The following is a 12,807-nucleotide window of genomic DNA, read 5'->3' as shown; positions in this document are numbered from 1 at the left end:
AGGTTGGTCTCGACGTTTAGCAAAAGATTTTGAGCAGACGAATTTATCTGCTGAAAATTTTGTTAAACTAGGGTATATTTCACAAATATTAAAATTTATCAAATAGTTGTTTGTGAATACAGGTTCTAAAATCAACAATATCATTTCAAACAGCCTGAAAATGCGTGAAGCTGCTATAATTCGCCGTCATTTTTTGTTACACAAAGAAAAGTTAAAAACCATGCAAGAACAATATCAACCATCGGCAATCGAGCCACAAGCCCAACAAAAATGGGCAGAGCAACGTGCTTTCAATGTTGCCGAAGACACCACGAAACCAAAATTCTACTGCCTGTCCATGTTCCCCTACCCAAGCGGTAAATTGCACATGGGACACGTCCGCAATTACACCATTGGCGATGTGCGTTCACGTTTCAAAAAAATGCAAGGATTCAACGTGTTGCAACCAATGGGCTGGGATGCTTTCGGTATGCCTGCGGAAAACGCGGCGATTGACCGCCAAGTTGCGCCTGCTGCGTGGACATATTCTAATATTGATTATATGAAACAACAGCTTAAATCGTTGGGTTTCGCGTTGGATTGGGAGCGCGAAGTGGCAACGTGTCGCCCTAATTATTATCGCTGGGAACAACTGCTGTTTACCAAATTGTTTAAAAAAGGCATTGTTTACCGCAAGTTAGGCACGGTGAACTGGGACCCTGTGGACAACACGGTTTTGGCAAATGAGCAAGTGATTGACGGATGCGGTTGGCGTTCGGGTGCGTTGGTGGAAAAACGCGAAATTCCGATGTATTACTTCAAAATCACGGATTACGCCGAGCAATTATTGAACGATTTGGACGGCTTGGATTGGCCTGAACAAGTGAAAACCATGCAGCGCAACTGGATTGGTAAATCGCGCGGTATGACGGTGCGTTTCCCATTGGCGGACGGTAGCAAATCGGGTTTGCCGAGAGATTACGCGGATTTTGTGCAAGTTTACACGACGCGCCCTGACACGATTTTTGGTGCGTGTGCGGTTGTTGTTGCGGCGGAACACCCATTAGCAACGGCTGCGGCGGAAAATAATCCTGAACTTCAAGCGTTTATCGCGGAATGTAAGGCTGGTTCGGTTGCGGAAGCGGACATGGCAACGATGGAGAAAAAAGGTTTGCCGACTGGTCGTTACGTTACCAATCCGTTTAATGGCGAGCAGTTGGAAGTTTGGATTGCGAACTATGTGATTTGGGGTTATGGCGATGGCGCGGTCATGGTTGTGCCAGCGCACGATGAACGCGATTTTGCTTTCGCGCAAAAATATTCTTTGCCAATCAAGCAAGTAGTGGATATTACCAACGCGCCAGCTGCTTACAACAATCAGAACTGGCAAGAGTGGTACGGTCAAAAAGATGAGCAAACCGCGTTAATCCATTCAGGCGAATTTAACGGTTTAACTATTTTCCAAGCCTTTGACAAAATGGCAGAATTTTTGCAAGCGAAAAACTTGGGCGAACCAAAAACGCAATACCGTTTGCGCGATTGGGGCATTTCTCGCCAACGCTATTGGGGCTGTCCTGTGCCGATTATTCATTGCGAAAAATGCGGCGATGTGCCTGTTCCTGAACAAGATTTGCCAGTCGTGCTGCCTGAAAATGTTGTGCCTGACGGTTCGGGTTCGCCATTGAGCAAAATGCCTGAATATTACGAAACGACTTGCCCTGAATGTGGTTCGCCAGCACGCCGCGAAACGGACACGATGGACACGTTTATGGAGTCTAGCTGGTATCAATTCCGCTATATGTCGCCAAAATTTGACGGCGGCATGGTTGAGCCAAACGCGGCGGCGTATTGGGGTCAAGCTGACCAATATATTGGCGGTATTGAACACGCGATTTTGCATTTGTTGTATGCGCGTTTCTTCACGAAATTGATGAATGATGAAGGCATTGTGAACGTGCGCGAGCCGTTCAAACAATTATTGACGCAAGGCATGGTGTTGCAAGCGACTTATTATCGTGAAGATGAAAGCGGTAAAAAACATTGGTTTAACCCTGCCGATGTGGACGTGCAAACCGATGATAAAGGTCGCCCTGTTTCGGCGATTTTGAAAGAAGACGGGCAGCCTGTTGTGATTGGTGGCGTGGAAAAAATGTCCAAATCCAAAAACAATGGCGTAGACCCACAGCAAATTATTGACGCTTACGGCGCGGATACGGCGCGTTTGTTTATGATGTTTGCATCGCCGCCTGAACAATCGTTGGAATGGTCGGACGCTGGCGTAGCTGGGGCGCATCGTTTCTTGAGTCGTTTGTGGCGCACGGTGTTTGAGTTTGTGAAAAACAGTGGCGCGAATGTGGCGAAATTCACAGATGGCGAGCTTTCAGGCAGCCTGAAAGATTTGCGCTTTAAATTGCACAGCACGATTGCGAAAGTTACCGATGATTATGACCGCCGTCAGCAATTCAACACGGCGATTGCGGCGGTGATGGAATTGTTGAATCAATACGATAAAACGGATTGCAGCAGCGAACAAGGTCAAGCGGTGGCGCGTGAAGTGTTGGAAGCGGTGATTATTTTGCTGTCGCCAATCGTGCCGCATATTTGCGAAACGCTGTGGGCGGAATTGAACGCTGGTGGCAAGTTGTGGGAAACGAGCTGGTTGGCGGTAGATGAATCGGCTTTGGTGCAAACGGAAATTGAATTGATGGTGCAAGTGAATGGTAAATTGCGCGATAAAATCAATGTAGCCGTTGATACGAGCGAAGACGCGATTAAAGCGGCGGCGTTTGCCACAGCAGGGGCGCAAAAATTCATGGAAGGCAAAGAGCCGAAGAAAGTGATTGTTGTGCCGAAACGGTTGGTTAATATTGTGGTGTAAATAAAATTCAGGCAGCCTGAAAAGTTGGTTTTCAGGCTGCCTGAATTTTTTTGAATCCACTATAATATTCACCATATTTAATTAAACAAACAAAATGATGACTTTTGCCACCCCCATTTCCACACCAACCCAACCCCATTCCGCCGACATTTCCGAAAATCATATGCGAATGCACATTCCTGAAATTTTGGAAATTTTACTGATTGACCGTACTACTTCTACCAGCGAAACCATTAAAAATATTATTTGGGCAAATGAAAATTACATCGCGTATGGCGAACAACATTACGCCGCCACTTCGCCGATTAAAATAGATTTGATTACAGGCGAACACACGCCCCACATCATGCCACGCGCTTTAAAATCGCAAGAATTACAAAAAGAACGCACCAAATCCAAAGCCGAAGTTTTCACGCCAACATGGGTGGTGAAAATACAAAATGACGCGCTTGATGAAAACTATGCCGATGACGATTTGGAAACCTACATCAGACGAAAATGGCTGGAAATCACTTGCGGCGAAGCCCCGTATATGACCACGCGCTACGACATGGAAACAGGCAAACTCATTTCCCTAGCCGAACGTGTCGGCTTTATTGACCGAAAATTGTGCCGAATCAATCAACACATTCAAGACAAAGCAGAATGGCGCAGAATGGCAATGATCGCTTATCAAGCCAGCTATGGTTTTGAATGGAATGGCGATTCACTGTTATTGGCGCGTGAAAATTTACTCTACACTTACCGCGATTTTTACTACGACAAATGGCAAGAAGAGCCACTACACGATTTATTCAAAGACATCGCAGAAATCATCAGCTACAACGTTTTTCAAATGGACGGTTTAAAATACATCATTCCGCTGTCGGAAAAACGCGAAAAAATCATCATTCAGCAGTTATCTTTATTTGATGAAAGACCAGCCAATGAAGAATGGCGCATTCAGGCAGGCAAGCGCGTGAAAATCATGAACTGGAACACCAAAAAAATGGAATATTTTGATAAAGGGCTAAAATTATGAGTAATCCAACTGACATTAAAACCGTTAAACTGATTTACCCGCAAATTTACGCTTACAGGATGCCTGAAATGCCCGACAAAAACGGCTGGATTAAAATCGGCTACACCGAACGCGAAAATGCAGACGAACGCATTAAAGAACAAACCCACACCGCAGCCGTTCGCCTAAATTACGACAAATTATGGGCAGCACCTGCTAAATTCCGCGATTCAGACGAATGGTTCAAAGACAAACAGCTCCACGCCTATTTGCGCAAAATCAAACACATTCAACAAGCAGAAGACAAATCCGAATGGTTTTACTACAACGGCAATCCCGAACACGCCCAACGCCATTTTCAAGATTTTATTCAGCGCGACTACTCCCAAGAATACGCCAAAAATGACGATTACCAACTCCGCGAAGAACAACGCGAAGCTGTTGCTCAAACGCTTGCCTATTTCCAAGAAAACCCAAACGGCAAATTTCTGTGGAATGCCAAACCGCGCTTTGGCAAAACGCTGACCACTTACGATTTGGCTCGCGAACTCAAAACCACCAAAGTGCTTATCGTAACCAACCGCCCAGCCATTGCAAACTCATGGTTTGACGATTTTGAAAAATTCATCGCATGACAAACCGATTTTGCTTTTGTGTCCACCACCGACACGCTGAAAAATCGCTCTATGATGACACGCGATGATTTTTTAAATCAGCACAAAAATGGCAAACAAAATATGCTCGCCTTTATCTCACTACAAGATTTAAAAGGCGCAATTTGCTTTGGCGGACAACACGACAAATTGGATTGGGTTAGCCAAATGAACTGGGATTTACTCGTTATTGACGAAGCCCACGAAGGTGTGGACACCCTAAAAACCGATGTTGCGTTCAACAACATCAAACGCAATTTCACGCTCCATTTATCAGGCACACCATTTAAAGCGATTGCGCGAGACAAATTCCAGCAAGACGAAATTTTCAACTGGACATACGCTGACGAACAACGCAAAAAAGCCGAATGGAATCCCGAAAACGAACAAAACAACCCCTACGCCGCTTTGCCACGCCTAAACCTATTTTCGTATCAAATGAGCCAAATGATTACCGACCAAGTGAATCAAGGCGCAAATATTGACGGCGAAAATATTGATTTCGCATTTGATTTAAATGAATTTTTTGCGACAAACGATAGCGGCAAATTCATTCACGGGTGGTGTCCTGAAAAGTGTGCTGTAAAAAATAAGCAATAAAAAAGCAGCGAAAACAGAGTATATTTGAGTGTGTGAAAACAGAAATAACTCTAACTTGTCCTCGCTGCCAAGGACAAAATATAAAGAAAAATGGCTACTCTTGCAATCGTAAACAAAAATATTTTTGCAAAGATTTTTGTCGTAATTTTATTGGCGACCATAACCTTACCTATAAGGGTTGTCATTCCAAAGCTGATGAGCAGGTTTGGAGAATGACCGTTAGAGGTTGTGGTATTCGCGATATTGCAGCAATTACGGGTTACAGCAAAGACAAAGTTCAGGCTGCTTTAAAACGCCATGAGTTTGAGCCATTTCCTAAACAAAAACATTACTCTACACTTGAAATAGACGAGTTTTGGACATTTTTCGGTAACAAGTCTAATAAAGTGTGGCTAGTCTATGCCTATCACAGAGAAAGTGGCGAAATTGTCGCTTACGTTTGGGGTAAACGCGATTTAGCAACAGCGCGAGCACTCAAACGGCGTTTGAAAGAGTTGCGTGTAACCTATGACAGAATTGCGACCGATGACTGGGCTGCATTTTTAAATGTCTTTTCAAATGAAGAATGGCATCTAGTTGGTAAGCAACACACAGTTGGCATTGAGGGTAATAACTGTCGTTTACGGCACAAAGTAAGGCGAGCGTTTAGAAAAACGTGTTGCTTTTCTAAAAGTATGTTTTATCACAAGAAAGTTTTTGATTTAGCTTTCTTTGATATTCACTTTGGCATTGTTTAGTTTTACAGCACACTTTTCAGGACACCACCTCAAATTGAAATGCTTTGGGCAAACGCACGGCTTACGAGCGTCCTGTGGTAAAGATTTTTGCGGTTTGCATGATGTTGTCTCCGTTGCTATCTATCGATGCAGTATATCATTAGTCTACATACAAAGCAGCCTGCACTTTATGGTAAACAAAAAGTGCAGGCTGCTTTTTCATTTCCCCAACACCTGCGCCACGCCTTTGTTCGCCAACTCATCGGCGCGTTCGTTTTCGGCATGACCTGCATGTCCTTTGACCCATGTCCAGCGCACCGTGTGTTTGGCGACTTCGGCATCGAGCTGTCGCCACAAGTCTTCATTTTTAACGGCTTGTTTGGACGCGGTTTTCCAGCCATTTTTTTTCCAGCCGCGAATCCAGCTTTCCATGCCGTTTTTGACGTATTGCGAATCGGTGCAAATTTCCACCGTGCAAGCGCGATTGAGTGCCTGCAAACCCGATAGCACCGCCATCAATTCCATGCGGTTATTGGTGGTGTTCGCTTCGCCACCAAACAATTCTTTTTCATGTGCGCCATAACGCAGCAAAACGCCCCAGCCGCCTGCGCCAGGGTTGCCTTTGCATGCGCCATCGGTAAACAAATAGACAGTTTGACTCATGATTTGCCTTTCTGCGGCTGTGTCAAAAACCGCTAAAATCGGGTAAACTTCGCGCCTGTTTGGGATTACCTGCGTTCGCGGAAAAACTCGTCCGCCGCATCTTGGAACAAATCGGCATCGTTAGTATTGGTGTAATTCAATTCCGCCAATTCGTCTTCAAAAGCAGCCTGCACCGATTCGGCAACGTCTTGCGCCAAATCTTGTGGTAAGGCGCGTAAAAAGCCTTTTAACGCGGCTGCCAACACGCGGTTTTGCATACGCAACGCCGCAACCGATTCTTCCAAATAATCCAAATTGTTTTCAAAATTTTCCATTTTCTGTGCCTTTGTGGATTAAAAAGCGCACATTGTAACAAAACCTATCTGTACGGACATCATCAACCATGACTCAACTGGATAAACTTTCTGCATCACCCATGATTTTTACTTTGGAAGACGAACACGCTGCTCGTTTGAACACGCAACACGAAGTTGCGCCCGAAACGCCAAGCGAACCACCCAAGCAGCCTGCACGTTTTGGCGATGCGGAATTGGATTTGGCATACCGCGAATACTTGCAACAACGTGAGCGCGAACACAATCAGCGCGTAGAAGTAGAAATGGAGCAAGACATTGGTTTGTTGATTGAAGAAGACTGGTTGGCAGCGCAAACGGCTTTGCAAAGCGAACGCAATCGCCGCTACATTCACGCCACGCAAACCGTGATTATCAATGGCGAGCAGCCAATGCAAAAGGTGGGTTTATCGGGCAATGACGCGCAAGCCTTTGTGGCGCAAAACGCCCTGCCCCCGTTTGCGGTACACGTTTACGACTTGCCCGATTTACCGTCCACGCGCCGCATTCGCGTGATTTCGGAACAAGAGTTGATGCAAAGTATCCAAGAAAAACTGCAAGTGCATTTGAGCAATGCAGTGGCGGGCATGGTGCGCCAAGCGGTGCAGCGCAAATTGGCAACGCTGACGTATGACTTGCAAGTGGTGTTGAATGACGAAACCGCCAAAGTGGTGCACGATGTGTTGCAACACAATTTGGCAGCGGTGTTCCGTAGTGTAAAAGATTCGATGCGTTAAATCGTACAAAAGCAGCCTGCACTTTTTGTTAAAAGGATGTGCCTGCCTGTGGCATACACCTTTTATACCCAAATCAAAGATTTGGACAAAAGGTGCAGGCTGCTTTTCTATTTTCACGCTACTCAATCCGCCACATCACGCGCACGGCTTCGTGCCCAAAGCCATCATCGCGCGGCAATATTTGGGCATACAAACCCGATTGCGCCGCCTGAATCACATCATCACGCAACAAAAGCTGTTCGGGCAGCACACGCGTGGGGGCAAGGTATTCGTGTCGCGCCAAACAATAAAACTGGCTATCGGGCGCAAACGTTTGCCATTGGTCAGGCGTAGTAATCAACAAGCCAGTCCACGCATTTGCCGTGTAGGGCGCAACATCGGGCAGCGTTTGCGAGGGCGTGAATGCCATGCCACGCACCACCGATACGCGCTGCATTTGACTGACATCTATGCCGTGTTGTCGCAAAGCAGCCTGCACATCATCGCGCTGCGATAACGCCAATTGTTCGCTTAATTTACGGACTTTTTTGGGCAGATTGTCATTGGGATTCAAGCCAATCATGGTGCTGGGCTCGCCTGTTCCGCCAAAATATTTGCACGTTAATTCAATGTGATAAATTTGTTGATTCAGTTTTGCAATCAAATCCAATGCGCCATCGTTGCCCACGCACCATTCTCTTGCCAACAAGCGGCTGTGCGGTGCGTTGTCTAGCCACCATGCCAATAAGTTTTCCGCATAATGACCCAGTTGCGCGTGTGCCAAATCGGCAGGCAGCCTGCACGGTTCGGCGTCCAGTTGTAGCAAAAAGCGAAAACCTGTGTCGCCCAATAATTCGCGCACGGGCAATTCGCAGCCTGTTTGCCACAAGGGGGGCGCGGTTAGTAGGCTTGCCAACGCACGGACGTGGGGCGATTGCAGTTTCCACCATAGGGCATCGTTAGCATAATTCATTCGCTTTCTCTCTCTATGATTTCCACATCGGCAATATGCGAAGCAGCCTGCACTTCAATCTCGCCAAAGTGCGTGTCTTGCAATACGCGCACCAAGCCTTCTTTGACCAATTCCAGCAGCGCAATAAAATTGACGACCACATGCGCCGCGCCCAATTCTGGGTTGAATAGCTGCGAAAAGTGCAGGCTGCCTGCGTTGAGTTTACGCAAAATCGCGGTCATGCGTTCGCGCACCGACACGACTTCTTGCACCACGGCATGACTGCGGTTTTGTTGGGCGCGAGACAAAATTGTGAGCCACGCTTGGGTTAAATCGGCAATTTGTACTTCGGGCAAACGGGTTGGCACAGCCAATTCCAGCGGCAAATACACCCACGCAAAATCGCGTCCTGCGCGTGGCAAAGCGTCCAAATCCTGTGCGGCGAGTTTCATTTGTTCGTATGCCAACAGGCGGCGTACCAATTCAGCGCGTGGGTCGGCTTCGTCTTCGGTTGCGTCCAGCACAGGCGTGGGCAACAATAGGCGCGATTTAATTTCTATCAGCACCGCCGCCATGAGCAAATATTCGGCGGCTAAATCAAATTGCTGCGCGTCTATTTGCGCGATGTAGCCCAAATATTGCTGCGTTATCGTTACCATGGGAATATCCAGCACATCAATATTCTGCTTACGAATCAAATACAACAGCAAATCCAACGGACCTTCGAAGCTGTGCAACACCACTTGCAAGGCATCGGGCGGAATAAACAAATCGTGTGGGACATCGGTTACGGCTTGTCCAAAAATATAGGCAACGGCTGGGGTGGACATGGGATTTCAATCGCAAAACAAAATAAAACGCGGATTATAGTGTAAAAAAGCAGCCTGCACCTTTTATCCCCATTTTTGGGTTTGGATACAAAGTGCAGGCTGCTTTCTATGGTTTTTTTAACTCAACAACAACGAATCGTCCGATACCTTTTCGCCGCGTGTTTTTTCAAACATATCCAGCAAATCGCGCATGGTCATGCCTTGGCGCGTGTCGCCGTCCACGTCTAGCACCACTTGTCCTTGGTGCAACATCACGGTTCTGTGTCCGTGTTCCAACGCTTGTTGCATGGAGTGCGTTACCATCATCGCGGTTAATTTATTTTCGTTGATGATTTGGTCGGTCAGTTCCAACACAAATGCGGCGGTTTTTGGGTCTAGCGCGGCGGTGTGTTCGTCTAACAACAGGATTTTGCTTGGCTGCAAACTTGCCATTAACAAGCTCACGGCTTGGCGTTGTCCGCCTGATAATAAGCCCATGCGGTCGGTTAAACGGTTTTCTAAACCCAGTTTTAAGATGGACAATTTTTCGCGGAAAAATTCGCGGTTGGCTTTGTTTAACGCGCCTTTTAAGCCACGCCCTTGTCCGCGTTTAAACGCCAAAGCCATGTTTTCTTCAATGCTCAAATTGGCGCAAGTGCCGGCCATCGGGTCTTGGAACACGCGCGCCACCAAGCCTGCGCGTTTGTAGGCTGGCAAACGGGTTACGTCTGTGCCATCAATGCGAATGCTGCCTGAATCCACCAAAATATCGCCGCTAATCGCGTTTAAAAATGTGGATTTGCCTGCGCCGTTGCTGCCAATCACGGTAACAAATTCGCCGTCTTTGATGTGCAAACTCATGCCGCGCAGGGCTGGATTTTCAATCGGTGTGCCTGCGTTGAACGTGAGTTTTAGGTTGTCTGCTTTCATCATGGCGTTTGTTTCCTTGTTTTCAATTTCGCTTTAATTTGGGGCAACAACATTACGCAAACCACCAAAACCGATGTAATCAAATTCAAATCTTGTGTTTTCAAGCCCAAGCCAGATAGCGTTTCGCTGCCCATTGCCACCATGATAAACAGGCGATAGATGATTGAGCCGATGATGACCGATAACGTGATAACCCACATTTTTTTGCTGGGCAACAAAGCCTCGCCCAAAATCACGGCGGCTAAACCGAAGACGATTGTGCCTAAACCTGCGCTCACGTCTGCACCGCCCACCAGTTGCGCGAACAATGCGCCAGCCAAGGCAATCAAGCCGTTGGACAACGCCATGCCGAGCATAATCATGAAGTTGGTAGAAATGCCTTGTGCGCGTGCCATGCGTGCGTTTGCGCCTGTGGCGCGCATTGCCAAGCCTGTTTCGGTGCTGAAAAACCAGTTCAACGCCCATTTAATCAACAAAGTCAGCAGCAATAAAACGGCGGTGTTTTGCCAAATGCCTGTGCCTAAAATCGGCTTGAATAAGTCAAAAATGGTGTTTGTACCGAGCAAAGGAATATTGGGTGCGCCGCCCACACGCAAGTTTACCGAATACAAGGCGGTCATCACGATAATGCCCGAAAGCAGTTGCAAAATGCCGAGCTTAACGTGCAGCCAAGCAGTGAGCAAGCCCGATACCGCGCCTGTGGCAAAGCCAATCGTCACAGCTAAAATCGGGTTGATGCCTGCAGTCATGCACACAGCGCAAGCGAACGCGCCCAAAGGGAAGCTGCCGTCTGCGGTCAGGTCAGGGAAGTCTAATACACGAAACGAGAGCAATACGCCCAAAGCAACGAGCGCGTACACCAAGCCTGTTTCAAATGTGCCAAATAATGCTAATAAAGACATGGGATTTCTTCTATTTAAATAAAAAACGATGTACAGGCTGCTTTGAATAATCAAGCAGCCTGCAACATCAATCTACGTTTTTGGTTGCCGATTTAACCACTTCATCAGGCAAGGTAATGCCTTGTTCTTGCGCGTGTTTTGGGCTGATGTGCAAGTCAAATTTCGTCATGCGTTGCGATGGGATCGCGCCTGCTGCTTCGCCTTTCAAAATACGCGCAATGATTTTGCCCGATTTCACACCAATGTCATGATAATTCACGCCCAAAGCCACCACCGCACCGCGTGGTACAGAGCCTGTGTCCGATGCCAACAACGGCACTTTGATTTCGTTTGCTGCTTTATACATCGATTCAAACGATGCCACGATGTTGTTGTCCAGCGAAGTATAAATCACTTGCGCTTTGCCACCCAAGCTGCGTGCCGCAGTCAAAACATCGGTGGTGCGTTGTGCAGGTGCAGCAACTAACTCAATGTTTTGTTTACCCAAATCCGCTTTTAGTTGGTCTAATACTACTGTAGAATTGACTTCACCTGGGCTATACACATAACCCACCGTTTTCAAATTCGGCACGATTTTTTTCATCAAATCAATTTGCGGCTCAATCGGCAACTGGTCAGACACGCCTGTTACGTTTGTGCCAGATGCGTCCCATGAACCCACCAATTTTGCTGCCACAGGGTCAGTAACCGCTGCATATACAATCGGTACGTCTTTGGTGGCGGCTGCCATCGCTTGTGCGCTTGGCGTAGCAATTGCCAATACCGCGTCAGGTTTGTCGCCAGCGAATTTTTTGGCGATTTGCGCCGCGGTGGCTGGGTTGCCTTGCGCCGATTGGAAATCAATCGTTAAATTTTTGCCTTCTTCAAAACCTTCGGCTTTGAGCTGCTCAATCACGCCTGCACGAACCGCGTCCAAAGCAGGGTGTTCTACAATCGCGGTAATCGCAACACGTTTGTTGCCTGCTACGGTTGCGGCAGTCGCGCCACTAGCCGATGTGGTAGCGGGGGCAGCCGAAGCAGCCTGCGAATTATTCGCTTGTGGTGCAGATTGATTGCAGGCTGCCAACAAGGTGCTGGCAAGTAGGCTAACTAATACTTTGCGGCGTGTGAACATGATTTTTTCTCCGTTATTTAGGTGGAAAGGAAATAGCGCGTAATCATAAGTTAATTTGTGTGATTTGTGTATGCCAAATCATACAAACGACTACACAAATTTTGGCATTTTATTTCGTGTTAATTGGTTTTGTGGATATTAAATCAACAAAAATAATCATAAATCGTTTTAATCATGCTAACAATTTGTTTTTCTGTGCAGCAATGTTTTTGTTTACAAAACGGCAACGAACCGTTCAAAAATGCCGTCATTCATTTGGTTGTTTAGATTGATTTGTGTCACCTAAATACCACGTTGGATTCCTGCCGTAGTTTACCCTCGCGTAGGCGGGGGCAGGAATCAGACCTGACAAGTTTTAAATTAAAAGTATAATGCACGAAGTTTAAACAACCAAATGGACAACACCATGCACTCACTAGAAGAATATTTCGCTCGCATACCCGATACCAGACGTGGAGCAGGCAAACGCTATAATCTAGCCAAAACACTCACAGTCATTGTCGTTGCCATTTTGGGCGGTGCGAAAGGTAATCGCGAAATAGGTGCATTCCTTTCTAATAATA

General features: G+C 46.8%; 12 protein-coding genes and 1 pseudogene. 6 read left to right on the top strand and 7 right to left on the bottom strand.

Translation table 11 applies throughout. The features are described from left to right. Positions 1 to 220 precede the first annotated feature (220 nt). From leuS to BQ5809_RS06405, 4 genes and pseudogenes are all read left to right on the top strand, one after another. The gene (gene leuS / locus BQ5809_RS06425; protein WP_032827774.1) at positions 221 to 2,857 is read left to right on the top strand and encodes a leucine--tRNA ligase; all 2,637 of its coding nucleotides are present in this window, start codon (positions 221 to 223) and stop codon (positions 2,855 to 2,857) included. Between the two features lie 94 nt (positions 2,858 to 2,951). Continuing rightward, on the top strand, positions 2,952 to 3,878 hold the full coding sequence (locus tag BQ5809_RS06420; RefSeq protein ID WP_231954148.1) for a restriction endonuclease: 927 nt from the start codon (positions 2,952 to 2,954) through the stop codon (positions 3,876 to 3,878). After that, positions 3,875 to 5,110: pseudogene (locus BQ5809_RS11475) on the top strand (DEAD/DEAH box helicase family protein). The gene BQ5809_RS06420 and the pseudogene BQ5809_RS11475 overlap by 4 nt, the downstream one beginning before the upstream one ends. A gap of 32 nt (positions 5,111 to 5,142) precedes the next feature. Next, complete coding sequence (locus BQ5809_RS06405) at positions 5,143 to 5,847, top strand: IS1 family transposase (protein WP_071461631.1); 705 nt, start codon at positions 5,143 to 5,145, stop codon at positions 5,845 to 5,847. A gap of 198 nt (positions 5,848 to 6,045) precedes the next feature. Here the strand turns inward: BQ5809_RS06405 and rnhA are convergent, their stop codons facing one another. Together rnhA and BQ5809_RS06395 are read right to left on the bottom strand one after the other, a co-directional pair. Beyond that, a complete protein-coding gene (rnhA, locus tag BQ5809_RS06400; RefSeq protein ID WP_003787181.1) occupies positions 6,046 to 6,489 on the bottom strand; it encodes a ribonuclease HI in 444 nt (147 codons plus the stop codon). A gap of 65 nt (positions 6,490 to 6,554) precedes the next feature. Further along, complete coding sequence (locus BQ5809_RS06395; RefSeq protein ID WP_003787179.1) at positions 6,555 to 6,803, bottom strand: NGO1151 family protein; 249 nt, start codon at positions 6,801 to 6,803, stop codon at positions 6,555 to 6,557. 68 nt (positions 6,804 to 6,871) lie between these two features. Here BQ5809_RS06395 and BQ5809_RS06390 point away from each other — a divergent pair, with 68 nt between their 5' ends. Beyond that, complete coding sequence (locus BQ5809_RS06390) at positions 6,872 to 7,558, top strand: hypothetical protein (protein ID WP_003787176.1); 687 nt, start codon at positions 6,872 to 6,874, stop codon at positions 7,556 to 7,558. A gap of 118 nt (positions 7,559 to 7,676) precedes the next feature. Here the strand turns inward: BQ5809_RS06390 and BQ5809_RS06385 are convergent, their stop codons facing one another. The 5 genes from BQ5809_RS06385 to BQ5809_RS06365 all read right to left on the bottom strand — a co-directional run bounded on the left by BQ5809_RS06385 (position 7,677) and on the right by BQ5809_RS06365 (position 12,244). Then, entirely contained in the window at positions 7,677 to 8,510 is an 834-nt protein-coding gene (locus BQ5809_RS06385) for a DUF1853 family protein (RefSeq protein WP_003787174.1), read from the bottom strand. Next, positions 8,507 to 9,319, bottom strand: coding sequence for a segregation and condensation protein A (locus BQ5809_RS06380; protein ID WP_003787172.1), 813 nt, complete (start codon positions 9,317 to 9,319; stop codon positions 8,507 to 8,509). The genes BQ5809_RS06385 and BQ5809_RS06380 overlap by 4 nt, the downstream gene beginning before the upstream one ends. Before the next feature lie 117 nt (positions 9,320 to 9,436). Then, on the bottom strand, positions 9,437 to 10,231 hold the full coding sequence (locus tag BQ5809_RS06375) for an ABC transporter ATP-binding protein (protein ID WP_003787170.1): 795 nt from the start codon (positions 10,229 to 10,231) through the stop codon (positions 9,437 to 9,439). Beyond that, positions 10,228 to 11,130 (bottom strand): ABC transporter permease, encoded by a 903-nt coding sequence (locus BQ5809_RS06370; protein WP_032827757.1) that lies wholly within the window; start codon positions 11,128 to 11,130, stop codon positions 10,228 to 10,230. Before BQ5809_RS06370 ends, BQ5809_RS06375 begins: the two co-directional genes overlap by 4 nt. Before the next feature lie 67 nt (positions 11,131 to 11,197). Beyond that, the gene (locus tag BQ5809_RS06365; RefSeq protein ID WP_003787166.1) at positions 11,198 to 12,244 is read right to left on the bottom strand and encodes an ABC transporter substrate-binding protein; all 1,047 of its coding nucleotides are present in this window, start codon (positions 12,242 to 12,244) and stop codon (positions 11,198 to 11,200) included. 394 nt (positions 12,245 to 12,638) lie between these two features. Between BQ5809_RS06365 and BQ5809_RS06360 the strand changes: the two genes are divergently transcribed. Next, positions 12,639 to 12,807, top strand: a 169-nt coding sequence (locus BQ5809_RS06360) for a transposase family protein (RefSeq protein ID WP_338152168.1), incomplete at its 3' end; no start/stop codon positions are given.

Origin of the sequence: Kingella kingae ATCC 23330 (genome assembly GCF_900111845.1) — a bacterium.
Lineage (GTDB): Bacteria > Pseudomonadota > Gammaproteobacteria > Burkholderiales > Neisseriaceae > Kingella > Kingella kingae.
The sequence above is the reverse complement of the archived record's forward strand: the minus strand, read 5'-3'. Positions and strand labels throughout refer to the sequence as shown.